This window comes from Vibrio sp. Vb1018, from assembly GCF_033338775.1.
Classification (GTDB): domain Bacteria; phylum Pseudomonadota; class Gammaproteobacteria; order Enterobacterales; family Vibrionaceae; genus Vibrio; species Vibrio alginolyticus.
Map to the genome: position 1 here is coordinate 66,953 of NZ_JAWOTI010000010.1, position 20,776 is coordinate 87,728.

Genomic DNA, 20,776 nt, shown 5'->3' on the forward strand with positions numbered 1-20,776 from the left:
CTGGTCTCTCAACCAACGCTTTACTTAAGCTACATTAACCTTTGGTTAATTAACCGATATTCTTACGGGCATTTTGGAACATACGCATCCAAGCGCCATTTTCACCCCAACCTTCCGGAGCCCAAGAATTTGCAACTGTGCGGAATACGCGCTCTGGGTGAGGCATCATGATAGTTACGCGACCGTCTGCTGTTGTTAAACCGGTAATCGCGTTTGGCGAACCATTCGGGTTGTTCGGGTATTGTTGTGTTGGGTTACCGAGGTTATCCACGTAACGAACCGCAACCGTACCTGATGCTTCAATCGCTGCTAGGTGCTCTGCATCACGTACTTCTACACGTCCTTCTCCGTGGGAAACCGCGATTGGCATACGCGAACCAGCCATGCCGTCGAAGAATACAGAATCAGATTTCTGAACTTCAACTAGACTAAAGCGCGCTTCAAAACGCTCAGATTCGTTGCGCACAAAACGTGGCCACAAGTCTGCACCTGGGATCAGCTCTTTCAGGTTTGATAGCATCTGACAACCGTTACATACACCTAAAGAGAACGTCTCTTCACGGTTGAAGAAGGCTTGGAACTGTTCACGAGCTTGTGCGTTAAACAGGATAGACTTAGCCCAACCTTCACCCGCACCTAGTACGTCGCCGTAAGAGAAGCCACCACAAGCTACTAGGCCATGGTATTCATCCAGTACCGCTTGGCCTGTTAGGATATCGCTCATATGGATGTCGGTTGCTTCAAAGCCTGCTCTGTCAAACGCTGCTGCCATTTCGACGTGGGAGTTAACGCCCTGCTCACGTAGAATTGCCATCTTAGGTTTAGCACCTTTCGCAATGTACGGTGCTGCAACGTCTTCATTTACGTCGAAGCTGAGCTTAACGTTTAGACCCGGGTCAGAGTTGTCTTTCTTAGCTTCGTGCTCTTGGTCTGCACACGCTGGGTTATCACGTAGGCTTTGCATCTTATGCGTTGTTTCAGCCCAGATAACGCGTAGTTCGGTACGTGAACGTTCAAGCACAACTGCATCACCAGAAGTGATAACAAAGTCGTCTGAAGCTTCAACAGAACCAATCACATGTGAGCATGCCTCTAAGCCGTTTGCCGCCAGAGTAGATAGAACTGAATCTAGATCATCATTCTTAACTTGAACAACCGCACCTAGCTCTTCGTTAAATAGAACGGCTAGCGCATCATCACCCAGCTCTGCGATGTTCGCTTTTACGCCACAGTGGCCCGCGAATGCCATCTCAGCCAGTGTAACAAAAAGACCGCCGTCGCCTTTATCGTGGTAAGCCACTAGCTTGTCATCACGTACTAACGCTTGCATTGCATCAAAGAAGCCTTTTAGCTGCTCTGCATTATCTACGTCAGCAGGTTTGTCACCCAGCTGTTTGTATACTTGTGCCAATGCTGTCGCACCTAAGCGGTTTTTGCCGTTACCCAAGTCAACAAGAACTAGAGAAGTCTTTCCGTTGTCAGTGCGTAGTTGTGGAGTCACGGTCTTACGTACGTCTTCCACACGACCAAATGCCGTGATAACTAACGACAGTGGAGAAGTGACTTCTTTGCTCTCGCCGTTTTCTTCCCACTTGGTTTTCATCGACATGGAGTCTTTACCTACTGGGATAGTCAAACCTAACGCAGGACACAATTCTTCACCAACCGCTTTCACTGCTTCGTAAAGACCCGCATCTTCACCTGGGTGACCCGCTGGAGACATCCAGTTCGCAGACAGTTTAATGTGTTTAATATCACCGATGTCTGTTGCCGCAATGTTCGTTAGTGACTCACCAACGGCTAGGCGAGCCGATGCTCCAAAGTCTAGTAATGCCACTGGCGTGCGCTCACCCATCGACATTGCTTCGCCATGGTAAGTGTCGTAGCTTGCCGCTGTTACTGCGCAGTTTGCTACTGGTACCTGCCAAGGACCAACCATTTGATCACGAGCAACCAGACCCGTTACTGTTCGGTCACCGATAGTAATTAGGAATGTTTTTTCTGCAATAGCAGGAAGACGAAGTACGCGATCCACCGCTTCATTAAGCTCAATACCATCACGAACAATGGCAGGGCTTTCCACTTTTAGTGTGGTTGCGTCACGGTGCATCTTCGGTGGCTTACCAAGCAGGATATCCATTGGCATATCGATTGGCGTATTGTCGAAGTGAGAATCTTCTAGCGTTAGATGACGCTCTTCTGTCGCCACACCCACCACTGCATACGGTGCGCGTTCACGCTTACAGATTGCGTCGAATGCTTCCATGTTTTCTGGCGCTACCGCTAGAACGTAACGTTCCTGTGATTCGTTACACCAGATTTCCAGTGGGCTCATGCCCGGCTCATCGTTTGGTACATCGCGTAATTGGAACTTACCGCCACGCTCACCGTCGTCGACAAGTTCAGGCAATGCGTTAGAGATACCGCCTGCACCCACATCGTGGATAAATGCGATTGGGTTGTCGTCGCCTAACTGCCAACAACGGTCGATCACTTCCTGACAGCGACGTTCCATCTCTGGGTTTTCACGCTGTACTGAAGCAAAGTCCAGATCTTCTGCTGACTGACCAGATGCCATGGAAGATGCCGCGCCACCACCAAGACCGATGTTCATTGCCGGACCACCAAGTACGATGAGGCTCGCACCCACTGGAATCTCTTTCTTCTGTACGTGTTCATCGCGGATGTTACCCATACCACCAGCAATCATGATTGGTTTGTGGTAACCACGAATTTCTTCACCCGCATGAGAAGTGACTTTTTCTTCGTAAGTACGGAAGTAACCCAATAGATTTGGACGACCAAATTCGTTGTTGAATGCCGCGCCTCCTAGAGGACCTTCAAGCATGATGTCTAACGCATTCACAATACGACCCGGCTTGCCGAAGTCGGTTTCCCATGGCTGTTCAAAACCAGGAATACGTAAGTTAGAGGTTGTAAAACCAACCAGACCCGCTTTTGGCTTACCGCCGATACCCGTCGCGCCTTCGTCACGGATTTCACCGCCTGAGCCAGTCGATGCGCCCGGCCATGGAGAGATTGCCGTTGGGTGGTTGTGCGTTTCTACCTTCATCAAGATGTGCGTATCTTCATGGTGGTACGTGTATTGACGAGATTTAGGGTCAGGGAAGAAACGCCCCGCTTTAGAACCTGTCATAACGGCTGCGTTGTCTTTGTATGCAGACAGCACATAGTCAGGTGTCGTTTCAAAAGTGTTTTTGATCATTTTGAACAAAGACTTAGGTTGATCTACCCCGTCGATAGTCCAATCTGCGTTAAAAATTTTGTGGCGACAATGCTCTGAGTTCGCCTGAGCAAACATCATCAATTCAATGTCGTTTGGGTTACGCCCAAGCTTAGTAAAGTTCTCTACCAAGTAATCAATTTCATCTTCTGCGAGTGCCAAGCCAAGGGAAACGTTTGCCTCTTCAAGCGCAAGACGACCGCCAGCTAAGATATCAACATGTGCGACAGGCTTAGGCTCTGCAACAGTAAATAATGCTGATGCGGCTTCAAATTCTGTGAATACTGTTTCCATCATGCGGTCGTGAATTAACGCTTTAACAGCATCAGCTTGAGCTTCTGATAGAACAACTGAAGATTCGACATAATAAGCCGTACCACGCTCTAGACGTTTCACTTTCTCCAGACCACAGTTAACAGCGATATCGGTAGATTTAGAAGACCAAGGCGAGATAGTGCCAGGACGAGGCGTGACAAGAAGTAGAAGACCTTCAGGCTCATGCTCTTCGATGGTTGGGCCGTAAGTTAGTAACTTTTCAAGTTTTTCTAACTCTTGGTCATCAAGGTCTGACTTTAGATCGGCAAAGTGCATAAACTCGGCATAAATGCCAGTTACAGGCAGATCTTGTTCACGACAAAGTTCCAGTAGTTTATTAACACGAAACTCAGAAAGAGCTGGGGAGCCACGCAAAATTCTCATGTGCTTAGGTCTCTTATGCAATTGATTAAGGTGATATTGGAATAAATTCAGACACTTAAAATAAGCCCTGTCGAACCTATGCCGATTCCACCTCGTCATTGCGAGCGCATTATATAGTAATTGTTTTTGTGATGTAACACCAAAAGCAACCGTTTGCGTCATTTTTTTTGTCAAATTTGAATTACAACTAAAATGTCGATAAAACACACAATGTCACGTTATAAGTGTGTGATTCACTTTGCCCCATGAGCTCGCTTTGATATAAAGGCAAATAGAAATTTTCCAAGATGTACCTATTAATGCAAATAAGTCACTTCAACCGGCTCAAGCGCAGTGCTCTAATTTTAGTTTCTGTTCTTTTGCTCTCTGCTTGCCAGATTGAGTCGGAGCCCAAAAGTGAATTTGAAAAAATTCAAGAACGTGGTGTGCTTCGTGTTGGCACGCTAAACAATCAGCTTTCCTACTACATAGGTCCCGATGGTCCCGCAGGGTTGGATTACGAATTGGCGCGTCAGTTTGCGGAGCAGCTCGGCGTCAAACTCGAGATTAAACCAGCCTTTCGCCAGGCTGAGCTTTTTCCTGCTCTTAAGAAAGGAGATATCGATATCATCGCTACGGGTTTAAATCAAACGTCACAAGCAGTCAAACGATTTAGACCAGGCCCTGCCTATTATTATGTAAGCCAACAAGTGGTATATAAAAAAGGGCAACTTCGACCACGTGATATCGAACAACTCATTGAATACCAAGCCTCGAAAGACGACGAGTCCGACGAAGATACAAATGCAGGCGCTCAAACATTAAAGATCGTTGAACAATCGCAATATGTTCCGACCCTAACAGCGTTAAAGAAGCAGTATCCAGAACTTCAGTTTGAAATTGTTGGTGATGCTGACACGAGAGACTTACTCAAATACGTATCGAAGGGTGAGTTACGTTTTACTGTGACTGATTCGGTGGAACTTTCCCTAGCTCAACGCCTTTACCCCGATCTTGCGCTCGCGTTCGAACTTACAGAAGATCAACCTGTGTCTTGGTTTACTCGACGTTCTGAAGACGAAAGCTTGTATGCAATGCTGATAGAGTTTTTCGGTAACATCAAACAATCAGGAGAACTGTCCACCCTCGAAGAGAAGTACATTGGTCATATTGAAGCATTTGACTACGTTGATACTCGCGCATTCATTCGAGCTCTGGATGACAAATTGCCTAAGTGGGCACCTTTATTCCAAAAGTACAGCGAAGAGTTCGACTGGCGCTTAATTGCAGCATTGGCGTATCAAGAGTCACACTGGAAACCAACAGCAAAATCGCCAACGGGTGTTAGGGGGATGATGATGCTGACTCTGCCAACGGCGAAAAGCGTCGGGGTAACAAACCGTTTAGACCCTGAGCAATCTGTTCGTGGTGGTGTCGAGTACTTACGTCGCATTGTAGGTCGCGTGCCTGATAGCATCAACGAGCATGAAAAAATATGGTTTGCGTTAGCTTCATACAATATTGGTTACGGCCACATGATGGACGCACGACGACTCACCAAAGCACAAGGTGGCGATCCGAACGCTTGGGCCGATGTAAAAGATAGGCTGCCTTTACTGCGTCAGAAGCGCTATTACAGCCAAACTCGCTATGGGTACGCCAGAGGCGATGAAGCGCGTAATTACGTAGAAAATATTCGACGTTACTACCAATCCATCATTGGTCATGTCAGCCAACAGCCAGCGATTGATGAGAATAGCGATGACTTGCAAGTGATTCCGCCGCTCAACCCCGACATTTTGATATCGGGCGCAGTAGAGACCGTCGTAGAACAAGTCTCTGGCGCTTCTGACGTCACGGTTGAAGAAGACACCGAACAAGAAAGCATTGAAGAATAAACCCGCGGTAAACTAAAAAATGACGAGCCTATGAAGCTCGTCATTTTTGTTGAGTCCTAACGAAAACTTATCTAGACTCCAATATTCTGAGTGACACCAACCACACTCAACCATTCCTTTGGTTGGTCGCCTTTTCTTCATCGTTAGTAAAACTGATTGCTTTGTAACAGATTACTTTACAACCACATGGTTTAGCTCACTTGATGAAGCGGCGCTTTCGGCTACACTCTGCCGAAATAACGTCACTCCTATTATTAAGCATCGTATTGAAATTGTTTGCTGGCTCTGTGCAATGCAGAAGTCAAATGAAGAACGTTTAAACCATACAATGTTTAGTGCGATTATCGAGCCTATTGCCAAGCATCGATGAGCCGCACTTTACTGGTATAAGTCTTGTCTGCAGGAGGTTTTGAATATGAGAAGACGTAGAGTGCAGTCAAAGCGTTTAAATAACACAGTAGCTGCTATCCGACGTAAACGTAAACTGACATGTATGAAAAAGAAAGTAAGTTCACGTAATCGTGTTTTTGTACATTTAGTCAATCACTAGTGCGTCCAAGCAAACATCTACCACGTTGTAGGTGTTTGCTAGCCCTCACTACTCCTACTACCTTGTTCGCTCTCTCCATTTTCTAATGCTTTTTGTGCTTGCTTCTTCGCTTTAATTTCCTTTCGGCGGCGCTTAAAAAACGCTTGTAGCTGAGTACGGCACTCATCTTCTAGCAGCCCCTTTTCAATTAAGGCGTAATGGTAAGCGGCTTGACTTTCAAACAAATTAAGCACTGTTCCTGCTGCTCCAGCTTTTAAATCTGGCGCTCCAAAAACAACCCGCTTAACGCGGCTATGCAATAAGGCTCCGGCACACATTGGGCATGGCTCAAGTGTTACATATAACGTCGTATCCAGAAGGCGGTAATTTTCTAGCTTTTGGCCTGCTTTACGCAGCGTTTGGATCTCAGCATGTGCGGTAGCGTCATTAGTACCAATAGAGCGATTCCACCCCTCAGCGATAATTTCACCATCTTTGACAAGCACTGCGCCAACAGGTACTTCCCCCTCAGCTTCTGCTTGCTCAGCAAGCTCCATCGCTCTGCGCATAAACAATTCATCTTGAGGGGAAAACGGATGGTTAGACAAAGGAGGCTCCAAAGAAACAAAAAACGATTGAAGTCAGGAATTTTATCACCAACTTCGGTTTCACTACAGCAACACATCACGGGACAAAGTCTGCAACTCCAAAAAACTAGTTACAAGACCTATCGATGTTCGTTTTACGAGAACAAAAAAACGCAGATCGAAGACCTGCGCTTTTTGGCTGCCAATTAGCGGCTTTCACACCCTACACGTTTTTACATTGTGTAAGTGTAAGGAGCTTGAATGCCTAGCGGGATACCTACCATCCAATAAGCAACTAGGAAGATAGACCAACCGATCAGCATTGCGATCGAGAATGGCATCATTAGTGACGCAAGCGTACCGATACCAGCCGACTTCACATAACGCTGACAGTAAACCACAACAAGAGGGAAAAATACCATTAGAGGCGAAATGATGTTCGATACAGAGTCACCCACACGGTAAGCCGCCTGAGACAGCTCAGGCGAGATACCAACCGCCATTAGCATTGGCACTAGGATTGGACCAATTAAAGCCCATTTTGCCGATGCCGAACCAATAAGTAGGTTTACAGACGCGGTTAGAAGGATCATACCGATGATGGTCACTTCACCTGGTAGGTTCATCGCTTTTAAGCCTTCTGCGCCATACAACGCTAGCATCGTACCGATGTTTGACTGAGCAAATGCAGATAGGAACTGAGCACAGAAGAACGACATAACAATGTATGCGCCCATGGTTGACATAGTATCAGCCATCGCTTTGATAATGTCGTTGCTGGTCTTGAACGTTCCAGACACTTTACCGTAAACGTAACCAGGAATGATAAACAGAATAAAGATCAACGGCACGATAGATTTCATTATCGGTGCTGAGAAGGCTGTAATTTCACCTTCAGGCGAGCGAAGTGCTGATGTTTCTGGAATTAACGCTGCAACAAGTAAAGCAATACCCGCCATCATTGCCCAACCTGCATAACGGAATGCTTTTGATTCCAGTTCAGTAAATGAACCTAGGTTTGGCGCGGTTTCCGCATCATCATCAATTGGCATTTTTGATAAACGAGGCTCGATGATTTTCTCTGTCACGTACCAACCAATCCCCACAATAATGATAGAGGATAGGCCAGTGAAGAAGATGTTCGCTAATGGGTTAACCACATATTCAGGATCAAGAACCTGCGCCGCAGTTTGCGTAAAGCCAGCCAATAGCGGATCGATACCTGAAGGGATAAAGTTTGCAGAGAAGCCACCAGATACACCTGCAAATGCTGCCGCAATACCTGCTAAAGGGTGACGACCTGCCGCATGGAAGATAATACCGCCAAGAGGAATAACCAGAACATAGCCTGCATCTGCCGCAGTATGCGATACAATGGCAACCAAAATAAGCATTGGAGTAAGAAGCTTAGCTGGCGTGAAGTTCAGCATCTTCTTAAGACCCGTCGTAATAAAACCCGAAGAATCTGCAACACCCACACCTAGCATTGCGACAAGTACGATACCCAGTGGCGCAAAGCCAGTAAACGTCGTCACCATGTTAGCAAGGAAACTTGCTAGCGCTTCGCCCGTAAGTAAGTTGGTGATAGTAAGAGCTTCGCCCGTTCGAGGGTTTGGAAGATCGAATGATACATTCGACAAAAGTGCTGACGCCGCCCAAGTAATGATCAATGCCCAGAAGAACAAAATCGCAGGATCAGGAATTTTGTTACCTGTCCTCTCGATAAAGTTTAAAAAGCGCTCCATCCCGCTCGGCTTCGATGATGGTGCCTTATTTACAGCTTGGTTACTCATGGTAACTCCATAGTGAATGATGTTGGTGCCAAGGCCTATTTGAATAATTATAACGACCTACTATCCAACGAGTATTCTAGTAAACACTAATGGAGAAAGCACAAGGTTCTAGATTTTTTTTCATAATTGGAGACATATTTTGCAAAAACACCACTTCAATTAAACATAATAAAAACAGTAGAACATCAACTCAATTAACAGTTCAAAAACCATTTATTAACCGTGACAAATCCGGTATCAAACAGGAGTTACATCCGCATTTGTCTCAGCCCATGTATGCAATTGAACTTAGTTTTCGAATTCACTGTATTGTGAGATCATCGTTTTAAGCTGAACTGATCGCGTCTCGCCGATTCTATCCTTCCAGCTAGAGGTAATGGTGATAGTTTTCAGTGTTCCTGAAACCGTGGCAGCTGGAACTTCCCACTCGACGACATAAGATCCAGTAACAGAAGAGCCTGTTGCAATAGAAGCAAAATTTGCAGGTGTGATGGTAGACATCGCCGCAGAAGCACCACGCGTCCGGAACCATTCGAGCTGGTTTTCTGCTAGACGAAGTGCTTCAATACTTTTTATGGCATATTCGGATTCGCGTTCTAGATATACGTTTAGCTTCGTTAAACCTAGAGCCCCAACACCGATAAGTAGAAAAGAAATTAGAACTTCAAGAAGGTTAAAACCTTTTTGTTTAGAGATCATTCCAGGAGCCTTTTTTCCATCTAGGAATTGCATGCGCATTCCTTGAATTGTCTATCACATCTTTATTGTATCTAAAGTCCAAAGAATCGAAGAAAACCGCTGCCTGATCTTCACTATCAAAATATTGACCACCAGATACCGTAAAAGAACCATGCTGATAATAAGAAGCTATTGTCCTGTATGAGTCTTCTACAACACTTGGCACATGATTTAGGTGAGCATTGGCTTCGAACCCAACCCAATCCGCTGTTGTCGGGGTATAATCATGATTGAAATGAAACAAGACCCCTTTAAACTTATTTGATGTAGCGCCGGAGCTCGGTGGTCCCATCACGGAGAAAAGACCATCATGAATGAGCACTGTTACGCCATTGGTCGATGATGTAGCATTCACTAAATCATTGTATTCCGATTGCTTGATTTCACAGCTCCCTTCCACCCATAAATGATGCTTCCCTGACTGAATTTCTGCTGTTAAAGCAGCACCACAATTAGGTATACCATCAGCCACTGAGCCCGTCATAACATGAAATACACCATTATCTCGGACATCGTTATGCTCTTCAGCCTTTACTCCAAAGAAGGATTCAAATGGCTTTAAATCTGTATCTTGAGTAAAATCATCACCAGCACCAACCCCGCCAACACTAGATGAGAGATGACGGTTTGCCGTCGTGTTTGCACAATCTTTATTTGTAGGGTTGTTAAAATCGGCATAGGGAGACTCTCCATGAATTACGCCTTTATTATCAACTGAAGAGGAGTAAAAGCGCTTTTTATACCTTAACGCAATACACTCCCATCCATCGCTGCTCAATTCCCCTGGGTCTGGAGTAGAGAACGTTGCACTAGAATGAAAATAAATGTCGGCACTAGACTGCATTGCACCATAACTCAAGTTACCTCCCAAAATAATCTCCTTACTAATGCTTGTAAATCCAACATTAGAAGTAACCAAATACCCATTGGAAGTACTCGTAAAATTCGGAATCGTCCAAAGCCCTGAGCCACAATCTGTTATTACGGCAGGTACAATATTATTAACTCTAAATTGCGCCCATGCACATTCAACACCTCCTTCCGCTAACCAATGTGCTTGTCGAGATTTTATTTCGTTTTGCGCAACTTTTATTTGAAAAAATACACCTTTGGATGATGCTAATGATGCAATTAAAGCAAGTAATAAAAGTATAGAAGTCACAAGCAAAGTGGTATAACCGGAATAGCTATATTTAGATGTCATTGCCAATTCCTTTGTTTGATAGAAAACTCCGCAACTTCACTAAAGACTCCATCAATCGTTTTCAAACCTAACTTAACGCTCGTGACCGAACTTACATTTCCTCCATTAGTCACTGTTTCTGAACTAACGGTGAATTGGGTAACTTGGAAAATATCATCATCAAATAGAGAACGACAAAAATCTATACCATCAAAAGATAATATTTGTGTTTGAGACACAACGCCTTTTTCACATATAAAAAACCGAGTATCTCTCTTCTCATACTTAATATTTCGATAGTCTTCATTGGCAGCTGAGTCCTCTTTAAAATACACAAGCCCTACAGAAGAGGCGCCGCTCAGCATTATGGTTCCTGTAGCTCCGGATAATTTGAGTGAACTACCGTTCCCACCATCATAACCTGCCCTTTGAATATCTTCTTTCATAACAGATAAAGTGATATTCAGACCTTGCAATAAATTTAGCTCTAAGCTTTTTTCCTTTGCTGTTTTTTGTAAACTCAAGAATATAGAGCCCACTACACTAAGGACAATTAATCCAATTAAAGAACTAATCATCAATTCGATTAAAGAGCTACCTATTTGATAACGTTTGTTAGCACTGACGGTAATCATATAACTTAGCTCCAGAGTTACTACAAATTTTAATCCTTCCGGGAGGGTTGGAGAGCTTTGCTTGTAGTTTTATGTTTTGAGCATTGGTTGGGAAAAACTCTATATTTCCTCCTTGGGGTCGTCCACGGACCTCGTCGAAGCTTATTTTTTGATTATCGTAGCTGTGCTTCAAAGATAATTCAGAGTAGGCGGAGCCGGAAAGGCTTAAAATTACGCCCCCAGAGCCGCTAGACGAGTTAGTTAACTGTAGAGACCATGCACCTTGACTGACAACGACGTTTTTAGCCATAGAGAAATGTATATATAACTTTTGATTTCTCATTACCGCCTCGGACTTACTTTGGCTTAGAAAGCCAGCTAATTCAGTTGCTAATCGCTGCATTTGCACAGTTTGTGAAACACGGCTAAAGCTTGGAGCTGCAAACGCCAATATAATACTCAGTACAGCAACAGTAATAAGAAGCTCCAACAACGTAAACCCGCGAGGCATTTCCCAAATTCCTATGTAAACGGCAAAAGGGCCGTAATTCATCTTGCACAGATGCTATCACCTGCCAAAAATAGGCGGAAAAGTGAAAAGGAAACTACTCGTGATGATTCGAATTTCTCGTTGTAACGGCTACAAAAAAGGATTGAGAGGGATGACATTGATCGAATTACTGGTAGCTGTAGTGATTGTCGGGATCATTGCTGCAGTCGCATACCCCTCTTACACTAATCATGTAATCAAGTCTCATAGGACGGTTGCCTTGAGCGATCTTAGTCGAATTCAGCTAGAGCTAGAGACATCTTATGATGGTGGGTACGACTGGAGTCATATTCTCTCTGGAGGCACATGCACTCTATGTGACTCAGACACAAATAGATTTTCTTTCGATATTGCGAGCTCTGCAAGTACGGCCTATACCATTACAGCAACAGCAAAATCGGCTCTGGGACAAGACGACGACGAGTGCTTGACTGGTTCTAAAACGATTACTTTAACGTCAACAAATGTCGAAGAACCAAGTGATTGCTGGAATTAGGAAGAACACCGAGATGCAAAAAGGCCTGCATTTTAGCAGGCCTTTGTATTTGTGCTTTTCACTAACGTCTTAGCTGGTTAAATCATCAAAGAACTTTTTCACACCGTTGAAAAAGCCTTCTGATTTAGGCTTGTGCTTTGTCGCCGCTTCACCACCACAAGACTCTTCAAACTCTTTGAGCAGTTCTTTTTGGCGTGAGCTTAGGTTTACTGGTGTTTCAACAACCAACTTAACAATAAGATCACCAACACCGCCACCGCGAACGCCTTTCACACCTTTACCACGCATACGGAACATACGACCTGTTTGCGTTTCTGAAGGCACTTTTAGGCTTACGCGACCATCTAGGGTTGGTACTTCAACTTCACCACCTAGAGCTGCCATCGCAAAGCTTACTGGCACTTCACAGTATAGGTTGTTGCCATCACGCTCGAAGATATGGTGCTCTTTCACGTGCACTTGTACATACAAGTCACCCGCTGGTGCTCCCATTTCTCCCGCTTCACCTTCGCCAGATAGACGAATACGGTCGCCAGTATCAACACCTGCTGGGATCTTAACGTTAAGTGTTTTTGTTTTCTGCTTACGACCTTGACCATGACACTCATTACAAGGGTCTTTAATGATTTTACCTTTGCCGTGACAGGTAGGACAGGTTTGTTGCACTGCGAAGAAGCCCTGGCGCATCTGTACTTGACCATGACCATGACAGGTACCACATGTTTCAGCAGATGAACCTTTCTTCGCGCCACTACCATCACAGGTATCACAGTGTACTAGTGTCGGTACTTCGATCTCTTTCGTTACACCACGAACCGCTTCTTCTAGCGTCAATTCCATGTTGTAACGTAGGTCAGCACCTCGCTGGGCACGGTGGCCACCACCGCCACGACGACCACCACCAAAGATGTCACCGAATACATCGCCAAAGATGTCGCCGAAATCAGCACCGCCGCCGCCAAAGCCGCCGCCACCGAAACCACCGCCGCCTTGTTCAAAAGCTGCATGACCGTATTGGTCGTACGCCGCTTTCTTTTGAGGGTCGGTCAGAACTTCGTACGCTTCTTTTACTTCTTTAAACTTGTCCGCCGCAGAATCATCACCCTGGTTTCGGTCTGGGTGGAATTTCATCGCTAGACGCTTATACGCCTTTTTGATATCGCGCTCTGAGGCATCACGGCTTACGCCTAATACTTCGTAAAAATCACGTTTTGACATGTTCTTCGTCACCAGTTAATTACTACAAACGGCATCGATTCACCGCTTGGTGTTTGTATCGTTCTAGGTAAGTGCACTTGTCTGCAACATACTTAACTAGAAAGACAGCGTTTACAAACAGACGGGCGTAAGAGTTGCCCCAAACGCCCGCACACGAAGTCTTATCGACCCCAGATGGCTATGCAGCCATCTGGTTAAGAAATATTATTTCTTGTCGTCTTTAACTTCTTCGAACTCAGCATCTACAACGTCGTCTTCTTTAGACTGTGCACCTGCGTCAGCACCTTGTGCTTGCTGCGCTTGAGCTTGTTGTTGAGCGATTTCCATCAGCTTTTGAGAAGCAGTCATTAGTGCTTGAACTTTAGCATCGATAGCTTCTTTGTCTTCGCCTTTACGTGCTGTTTCTAGCTCAGAAATTGCTGCTTCAATCTTCTCTTTCTCTTCTGCAGGTAGCGCTTCACCAGCTTCTTCTACTTGCTTACGAGTACCGTGAATCATTTGGTCAGCTTGGTTACGTGCAGTTGCTAGCTCTTCGAACTTCTTGTCCGCTTCTTTGTTAGCTTCTGCTTCTTGAACCATTTTCTCGATGTCTTCATCGCTTAGACCGCCAGAAGCTTGGATAGTGATCTTCTGCTCTTTACCAGTCTGCTTGTCTTTCGCAGATACGTGTAGGATACCGTCCGCATCAAGGTCAAACGTAACCTCGATTTGTGGCATACCACGTGGTGCAGGCTGGATGCCTTCTAGGTTAAATTGGCCTAGAGACTTGTTGTACATCGCTTGCTTACGCTCACCTTGTAGAACGTGGATAGTTACCGCGCTCTGGTTGTCTTCCGCTGTAGAGAAAACTTGGTTCGCTTTAGTTGGGATAGTTGTGTTCTTCTCAACTAACTTAGTCATCACGCCACCCATTGTCTCGATACCTAGAGACAGTGGAGTTACGTCTAGTAGTAGTACGTCTTTAACGTCACCAGCAAGTACACCACCTTGAACTGCAGCACCCATTGCTACTGCTTCGTCAGGGTTTACGTCACGGCGCGCTTCTTTACCAAAGAACTCAGCAACTTTCGCTTGAACCATTGGCATACGAGTCTGACCACCAACTAGGATTACGTCAGTGATGTCGTTTACTGATAGGTCAGCGTCAGCTAGAGCTACTTTTAATGGTTCAAGAGAGCGTTGTACTAGGTCTTCAACTAGAGATTCTAGTTTTGCACGAGTCACTTTAATGTTCATGTGCTTAGGACCAGTTGCATCTGCAGTAACGTAAGGTAGGTTTACGTCTGTTTGAGAAGTAGAAGAAAGCTCGATTTTCGCTTTCTCTGCTGCTTCTTTAACACGCTGCATTGCTAGTGGGTCGTTTTTAAGGTTGATGCCTTGCTCTTTGTTGAACTCATCAACCAAGTAGTTGATTAGACGGTTATCAAAGTCTTCACCACCTAGGTGAGTATCACCGTTAGTTGCTAGAACTTCGAATGTTTTCTCGCCTTCAACTTCATCGATTTCGATGATTGAAATATCGAATGTACCACCACCAAGGTCGTATACCGCGATAGTGCGATCGCCGCCTTTCTTATCAAGACCGTAAGCTAGCGCAGCTGCTGTTGGTTCGTTGATGATACGTTTAACTTCTAGACCTGCGATACGGCCAGCATCTTTTGTCGCTTGACGCTGAGCATCGTTAAAGTAAGCAGGTACTGTGATAACTGCGCCAGTTACTTCCTCACCAAGGAAGTCTTCAGCAGTTTTCTTCATTTTCTTAAGAACTTCAGCAGAAACCTGAGGAGCTGCCATTTTTTGGCCTTTCGCTTCTACCCAAGCATCACCGTTGTCAGCCTTAACGATTTTGTAAGGCATGATTTCGATGTCACGCTGAACTTCTTCGTCTTCAAAACGACGACCGATTAGACGCTTAATTGCAAATAGCGTGTTTTCTGGGTTAGTTACTGCTTGACGTTTCGCTGGTTGACCTACTAGCGTCTCACCGTCAGTGTAAGCAATAACCGATGCAGTAGTACGTTCGCCCTCTGCGTTTTCAATTACACGTGGTTTGTCGCCGTCTAATACAGCAACACATGAGTTAGTAGTACCTAAGTCAATACCAATGATTTTACCCATCTGGCTATCTCCGAATAAATTCTATTTTCGTTTGGTTATAACCCCAATGTGGGGGGAGGAGAATCGGGTTTCAACCCTTGCTCACAAACAAAAATAATCAATGTTTGCTTCTCTATGCCACATAGATAAGGGCGGCAAAATGCTTTTCAAGGGCAGAATTAAAAAAAAGCGTCTTTTTTCGAAATTTATGTGTTTCTTTCTGATTAGTTGGGAACTCGTCACACTGCTGTAGCGCAACAAAACGTCATTTCCCAGATAAATTTATTTATGTCCGACTCTTCCTAAATAAAAAACGAGCTCATAAGAGCTCGCTTCAATATTAGGGTTAAAATAAATTATTCAAGGTATTAGGCGTTCGCTTGAGCAGGCTCAGCATCAACACCTTCTTCTTTACCTATCTCACCTTCTGTTTTTGCAACAATGGTGTTCACTGCCGTGTCGCCGACAACGTTAGATGATGTACAGAACATATCATTTATACGGTCGACCGCTGCAATGATTGCTAAACCTTCAGGTGGTAAACCTAGTTGGTGAAGCAAAACGCCTACCATTACCACGCCGCCCCCAGGAACGCCGCCAGCACCAATAGATAACAGAAGAATAGTTAAGCCAAGTGTGAAGATGTCTGCGGTGTTAATTGGCTGGCCAAAAGCGTTCGCAACAAACATCGTTGCTAGAGCAATATAGATAGACACACCAGACATATTCATCGTTGCGCCCAGTGGTACACCGAAGCCAGCAACCGATTTAGAGACCTGAAGCTTTTCTGTCAGTGTGCGCATCGTTACCGGGATAGTCGCGTTTGAGCTCGCGGTAGATAGAGAGAAAAGAATCTGCTCACGAGTTGCACGTAGGAAAGTCTTTGGAGAAGTTCCTGTCGCAATACTCACTGCCATTGGGTAGAAGAAGAAGATCCAGAACACCAACATCGCAACCACCAAAGCCACGTAACCGGCAACGGACATTAATGTATTGGCGTTTAGCGTTGCACCTAGTTGAATCATTAGTGCGAACACACCATATGGTGCAAGACTCATCACTAATCCAACCAATTTCATCATGATTTCATTTGCCATTTTGAATGTGCGAATAGCTGGGCCACCACGAGAATCCAAAGCTTGAATTGCAAGCCCCGTCAAAATTGCCATAAAGATGATTTGCAGCATGTCGCCGCTAGCAAACGCTTGTACAGGATTGCTAGGAACAATGTTAACAACTAAAGAGAAAATGTCCGGCGTCTCTGTCGTTGTCAGCTGTACAGCCTCAGATACCGTTCCTGCTAGATTAGCGCCCGCTCCTGGCTGGAAGATCAAGCCGACAGTCAAAGCCGCCGTAATCGCAATGATGGTGTTAAGAATGTAAAGGGTAAAAGTTTTTCCACCAAGACGACCAAATGCACTGATGTCTTTCAAGTCAACAATGCCGCATACGATTGAAACGTAAACTAAAGGAACAACAAGCAATTTGATCAGTGAGACGAACATGCCGCCAACACCTTCTGCTGCTCCAAGTAGGTATGTATCAAAAATCGCAATACCGCTAAATAAGTACTGAATTGCTGTCCCCAGCACAAGGCCGGCAAACAAGCCTATAAAAATCTTACTAGAAAGCGATTTATCCATTATAAATCTCCGATATGTTGTGTTTACTATTTACATTTTTGTAGTTATATATGCTTACTTTTAAAGCATTAGTCGCAAATCATACACACCGAAGTTACAAAATAAAGTGATAATTTACATTTTTGTTAACGACATTGTTTTAGAAAAAATGACTATATTTACATTCCTATGCAGAACAAATATTCACACAACGAATGATTACAATCACTTATAGCCCTTTCCGTTAATAAACACGCAGCGAGATGAGAGAAAATCTCCTATAGGAAAATAATTAACCAATAGGAAAAAATATGAAGGGGATCAAATTTTCATTTATCGATATACAACGAAGTTCGATGCAGTCATTTATGTTTAAAACAAAAAAGCGCCCATCAAAAATGATGGGCGCTTTTATATTTAAAAAAAACAGGGAGTTAAAGTTACTTAGCAACCATTACCATTGCAGGACGAATCACACGGCCGTTTAGTTCGTAACCTTTTTGCATAACAAACATAACAGTGTTTGATTCATGATCAGGGCTCTCCTGAATCGACATCGCTTGATGGAACTCTGGATTGAATGCTTCACCTTCAGGGTTGATTGCTTTCAAGCCAAATTTCGCGACAACGTCTACAAACGTTTTATGTGTTAGTTCAACGCCTTCTAGGAACGGCTTCACAGTTTCATTCTCTGTATCTGCCGCTTGAATTGCACGCTCTAGGTTATCAATAACAGGAAGCAGCTCTTCTGCAAACTTGTTCAACGCAAACTTACGTGCTTTATCGATCTCTTGCTCAGTGCGACGACGCATGTTTTCTACTTCAGCTTTAGAACGCAACACCGCATCTTGTTGCTCTTTTACTTTTGCCTCGCTAGACAATAGTGCCGCTTCTAGTTGAGCAATCTTAGCGTCTGTCTCATCACCAAGCTCTTCAAGCTCAGCTTCAACTTCTTGTGCTTCAGCTTCTACTTTTTCAGCCTCTTCGATGATTTGATCAAGCTCTTCTTCTGTAACTTTGTTTTCTTCGTTGCTCATGATATCTCCAGAATTCAACATAATGCCCTTAAAGCCATGCGCGTTTTTGCGGGCTTTAACCACATAAAAATTCGCATATTTAGGTGACTTGCCATTATTATGGGGATGAAGATTCCTGATTCAAGCCTCTTTAATGCGGAAATGCTATGAAAAATCCATGTAACGTGATCGCGATTATCGGAAAACCAAGAGATCAACAAGCAATTCAAACTCATAAAGAGTTGTACCAATGGTTGACCTCTGAGGGCTATAAAGTATTCATTGACGATCGCCTTGCCGCAATACTGGATGATATCCCACAGAGTCAGTTTGCTAGCTTAGTTGAACTAGGAAAAAATGCCGATCTAGCCATTGTGGTTGGTGGCGATGGCAACATGCTAGGTGCAGCAAGAATTTTATCCCGATTTGATGTACCAGTTATAGGCGTGAACCGCGGAAATTTGGGCTTCTTAACTGACTTGAACCCAGACGACTTCCAAGCGTCTCTGCAAGCGGTACTCGACGGTGAGTACATTGAAGAGGAGCGTTTTCTTTTAGAGGCGGAAGTACACCGCCACGGACAAATAAAGAGCCATAACGCTGCGCTAAACGAAGCCGTACTTCACCCAGGGCAAATTGCTCATATGATTGAATTTGAAGTGTATATTGATGAAAGCTTCGCCTTCTCTTTACGGGCCGACGGTTTGATTGTCTCCACTCCGACTGGCTCGACGGCATATTCACTTTCTGGCGGCGGCCCAATTCTTTCTCCTAGCTTGAATGCCATTTCACTCGTGCCAATGTTCCCTCATACATTGTCGAGTCGACCTTTGGTGGTTGATGGAAAACGTCGAATTAAATTGGTGGTATCACCAGAAAACCGTGGAACACAAGAAGTTAGCTGTGATGGACAAGTCTCACTTCCAGTTACCCCTGGCGACGAAATTCACATCTATCAAAGTCCAAATGTACTAAAGCTCATCCATCCAAAAGACTACAGCTACTATCACGTCTTACGGAATAAGCTTGGCTGGTCTAGTAAATTGTTCTAACACTTGTTACTCAGGGTAATAACTTCAATAAAAAAGCCAGCAGCTCAATTGCTACTGGCTTTTGGCTTTCTTAGACAAGAAATAGACACAAAGTAGTGAGGCGACACGATATTTGTCATCATTAAAGAGAAGCTTATAAATTTTGATCCTGTGGGCAAACTTTACACAAAAGATAGAAAAGCAAATTCAATGATCTATGTCCGGTGATATTCTCACCATGAATAGAGTATTAACTCTATTTCATACAATCAATAAAGGACATATTATGAAGAAAACCATCATTCTGTCTGTTCTCAGTACATTAGCACTTATTGGCTGCCAATCAGAGGAAACGCAAGTCAACAGTGTGTCCAACGCAAAAGCGGAAGATATCACTAAGACGAAACGGGCCCTAGCTCAACAATTGAGTGAGAATTATGCTGCCATTGAACCCATGTTGAGAAGAGATATTACTCCGCAACAGACTAACGTTTCTGTATCAGCATTTGTTAAGCAAAACCCTAACTCAGAGTTCAGCCGCCAGCTTGTACAAGCTGACACTCAAATTCGTAGCTGGAAAGGTATTTCTGAATACTCAGATCAGTTGTTAGAAGTTCGCTTGGCAAATGAAGCCATGATAACAGCATGGCAAAGTGGTGAGGTCGAGCCATTATTTGCATTTGAACCAAGTGGTGATGATGAGAATTGGCAATACATCGAAGCATTTGATGTTTATGGCAACATCCATCAACTCGATGTTTACCAGCTCCCTGAGGTACCTGTACTTGTCGTTGATAACAATAGCTCTGCAGAGCTAAAAGCAGGCTTGCAAGCTATGCAAGCTGAGATGAAAAAACTCGGTCAACCAGCTTTAGTTCAACCATATATTGCTGATGAACAACGCCAAAATACACCGCTATTGTCAAGTAGCGCAGTGGGCGAAGCGGCTCCAATTCAAACCACGCAGTTGAAAAAGATCCGTCTAGCCGATGACAAAGAACCTTGGATCTCTGGCAAGGCAGAAATCTACGCTATCGTAACGGGCGTCAATCCAAGTCGTGATGAACCTACTCTCGATTTGGTGGAGCTTCCATACTTAGACTACGATAACCAAGATTACTATCCAAATCAGATCATTATTCACTGGTCTCGTTACCGCTGGGGTGCGGCAGACATTGTGCTCATGGAGCAAGATGACGGCACAGACTATAAACAATTGGCAAAACTCCTTGTTCAAGTTGCCGAAGAAGTATTGAAAGCGATTCCAGATCCAGAAGTTCAGGCTTACGCGATTATTCCGCAAATCACGAACAAGATCATCGACACTATCCCCGATGGTGTACTCACGAATGATGATGACTTCGTCGACGTTTACTACACTCTAATGCAAGACACTTCATACGTGGATCACCCAGGTGCAGGTGTGAATGCAGTCGTCACACTAGAACCACTAACGATTAACCCAACTCGTCCGTAACCTGT

The 20,776-nt window shown here is 44.5% G+C and carries 15 protein-coding genes; 4 read left to right on the forward strand and 11 right to left on the reverse strand.

Features of this window, described 5'->3' with window-relative positions:
- Window positions 1-49: 49 nt before the first annotated feature.
- Window positions 50-3,943: a phosphoribosylformylglycinamidine synthase gene (gene purL, locus R7Z10_RS12435; RefSeq protein ID WP_318104965.1), complete on the reverse strand. Its 3,894-nt coding sequence runs from the start codon at window positions 3,941-3,943 to the stop codon at window positions 50-52.
- Window positions 3,944-4,242: 299 nt separating this feature from the next.
- Between purL and mltF the strand changes: the two genes are divergently transcribed.
- A complete protein-coding gene (gene mltF, locus R7Z10_RS12440) occupies window positions 4,243-5,820 on the forward strand; it encodes a membrane-bound lytic murein transglycosylase MltF (RefSeq protein WP_025998701.1) in 1,578 nt (525 codons plus the stop codon).
- Window positions 5,821-6,408: 588 nt separating this feature from the next.
- Here the strand turns inward: mltF and tadA are convergent.
- The 6 genes from tadA to R7Z10_RS12470 form a co-directional block, all read right to left on the reverse strand.
- Window positions 6,409-6,957 carry a tRNA adenosine(34) deaminase TadA gene (gene tadA, locus R7Z10_RS12445; RefSeq protein WP_082240141.1) on the reverse strand — a complete coding sequence of 183 codons (549 nt, stop codon included), beginning with the start codon at window positions 6,955-6,957 and terminating at the stop codon, window positions 6,409-6,411.
- Between the two features lie 212 nt (window positions 6,958-7,169).
- Complete coding sequence (locus R7Z10_RS12450; RefSeq protein WP_017635695.1) at window positions 7,170-8,729, reverse strand: AbgT family transporter; 1,560 nt, start codon at window positions 8,727-8,729, stop codon at window positions 7,170-7,172.
- 288 nt (window positions 8,730-9,017) lie between these two features.
- Window positions 9,018-9,428 carry a prepilin-type N-terminal cleavage/methylation domain-containing protein gene (locus R7Z10_RS12455; protein WP_005381606.1) on the reverse strand — a complete coding sequence of 137 codons (411 nt, stop codon included), beginning with the start codon at window positions 9,426-9,428 and terminating at the stop codon, window positions 9,018-9,020.
- Window positions 9,418-10,671 carry a hypothetical protein gene (locus tag R7Z10_RS12460; protein ID WP_005381607.1) on the reverse strand — a complete coding sequence of 418 codons (1,254 nt, stop codon included), beginning with the start codon at window positions 10,669-10,671 and terminating at the stop codon, window positions 9,418-9,420. The genes R7Z10_RS12455 and R7Z10_RS12460 overlap by 11 nt, the downstream gene beginning before the upstream one ends.
- Entirely contained in the window at window positions 10,668-11,285 is a 618-nt protein-coding gene (locus R7Z10_RS12465; RefSeq protein WP_005381615.1) for a PilW family protein, read from the reverse strand. Before R7Z10_RS12465 ends, R7Z10_RS12460 begins: the two co-directional genes overlap by 4 nt.
- Window positions 11,266-11,775 carry a GspH/FimT family pseudopilin gene (locus tag R7Z10_RS12470; protein WP_005381616.1) on the reverse strand — a complete coding sequence of 170 codons (510 nt, stop codon included), beginning with the start codon at window positions 11,773-11,775 and terminating at the stop codon, window positions 11,266-11,268. The genes R7Z10_RS12465 and R7Z10_RS12470 overlap by 20 nt, the downstream gene beginning before the upstream one ends.
- A 103-nt stretch (window positions 11,776-11,878) precedes the next feature.
- Between R7Z10_RS12470 and R7Z10_RS12475 the strand changes: the two genes are divergently transcribed.
- The gene (locus R7Z10_RS12475; protein ID WP_017820588.1) at window positions 11,879-12,310 is read left to right on the forward strand and encodes a type IV pilin protein; all 432 of its coding nucleotides are present in this window, start codon (window positions 11,879-11,881) and stop codon (window positions 12,308-12,310) included.
- Between the two features lie 69 nt (window positions 12,311-12,379).
- On the opposite strand, the gene dnaJ is transcribed toward R7Z10_RS12475, so the two are convergent.
- The 4 genes from dnaJ to grpE form a co-directional block, all read right to left on the reverse strand.
- A complete protein-coding gene (gene dnaJ, locus R7Z10_RS12480; protein ID WP_005381620.1) occupies window positions 12,380-13,528 on the reverse strand; it encodes a molecular chaperone DnaJ in 1,149 nt (382 codons plus the stop codon).
- A gap of 204 nt (window positions 13,529-13,732) precedes the next feature.
- Window positions 13,733-15,646, reverse strand: a complete 1,914-nt coding sequence (gene dnaK / locus R7Z10_RS12485; protein WP_005381623.1) for a molecular chaperone DnaK — start codon at window positions 15,644-15,646, stop codon at window positions 13,733-13,735.
- A 347-nt stretch (window positions 15,647-15,993) separates the two neighbouring features.
- Entirely contained in the window at window positions 15,994-17,268 is a 1,275-nt protein-coding gene (locus R7Z10_RS12490; RefSeq protein WP_005381625.1) for a dicarboxylate/amino acid:cation symporter, read from the reverse strand.
- Between the two features lie 419 nt (window positions 17,269-17,687).
- A complete protein-coding gene (gene grpE, locus R7Z10_RS12495) occupies window positions 17,688-18,284 on the reverse strand; it encodes a nucleotide exchange factor GrpE (RefSeq protein WP_021034134.1) in 597 nt (198 codons plus the stop codon).
- A 146-nt stretch (window positions 18,285-18,430) separates the two neighbouring features.
- Here grpE and nadK point away from each other — a divergent pair, with 146 nt between their 5' ends.
- Both nadK and R7Z10_RS12505 read left to right on the forward strand, forming a co-directional pair.
- A complete protein-coding gene (gene nadK / locus R7Z10_RS12500) occupies window positions 18,431-19,315 on the forward strand; it encodes an NAD(+) kinase (RefSeq protein WP_005381631.1) in 885 nt (294 codons plus the stop codon).
- Window positions 19,316-19,580: 265 nt separating this feature from the next.
- A complete protein-coding gene (locus R7Z10_RS12505) occupies window positions 19,581-20,771 on the forward strand; it encodes a DUF3103 domain-containing protein (RefSeq protein ID WP_005383752.1) in 1,191 nt (396 codons plus the stop codon).
- Window positions 20,772-20,776 lie beyond the last annotated feature (5 nt).

Bases quoted from the DNA above. Each gene is read 5' to 3' on its own strand.
- purL (WP_318104965.1), bottom strand. From the start codon at position 3,943: ATGAGAATTTTGCGTGGCTCCCCAGCTCTTTCTGAGTTTCGTGTTAAT.
- mltF (WP_025998701.1), top strand. From the start codon at position 4,243: ATGCAAATAAGTCACTTCAACCGGCTCAAGCGCAGTGCTCTAATTTTA.
- R7Z10_RS12450 (WP_017635695.1), bottom strand. From the start codon at position 8,729: ATGAGTAACCAAGCTGTAAATAAGGCACCATCATCGAAGCCGAGCGGG.
- R7Z10_RS12455 (WP_005381606.1), bottom strand. From the start codon at position 9,428: ATGATCTCTAAACAAAAAGGTTTTAACCTTCTTGAAGTTCTAATTTCT.
- R7Z10_RS12460 (WP_005381607.1), bottom strand. From the start codon at position 10,671: ATGACATCTAAATATAGCTATTCCGGTTATACCACTTTGCTTGTGACT.
- R7Z10_RS12465 (WP_005381615.1), bottom strand. From the start codon at position 11,285: ATGATTACCGTCAGTGCTAACAAACGTTATCAAATAGGTAGCTCTTTA.
- R7Z10_RS12470 (WP_005381616.1), bottom strand. From the start codon at position 11,775: ATGCCTCGCGGGTTTACGTTGTTGGAGCTTCTTATTACTGTTGCTGTA.
- R7Z10_RS12475 (WP_017820588.1), top strand. From the start codon at position 11,879: ATGATTCGAATTTCTCGTTGTAACGGCTACAAAAAAGGATTGAGAGGG.
- dnaJ (WP_005381620.1), bottom strand. From the start codon at position 13,528: ATGTCAAAACGTGATTTTTACGAAGTATTAGGCGTAAGCCGTGATGCC.
- dnaK (WP_005381623.1), bottom strand. From the start codon at position 15,646: ATGGGTAAAATCATTGGTATTGACTTAGGTACTACTAACTCATGTGTT.
- R7Z10_RS12490 (WP_005381625.1), bottom strand. From the start codon at position 17,268: ATGGATAAATCGCTTTCTAGTAAGATTTTTATAGGCTTGTTTGCCGGC.
- grpE (WP_021034134.1), bottom strand. From the start codon at position 18,284: ATGAGCAACGAAGAAAACAAAGTTACAGAAGAAGAGCTTGATCAAATC.
- nadK (WP_005381631.1), top strand. From the start codon at position 18,431: ATGAAAAATCCATGTAACGTGATCGCGATTATCGGAAAACCAAGAGAT.
- R7Z10_RS12505 (WP_005383752.1), top strand. From the start codon at position 19,581: ATGAAGAAAACCATCATTCTGTCTGTTCTCAGTACATTAGCACTTATT.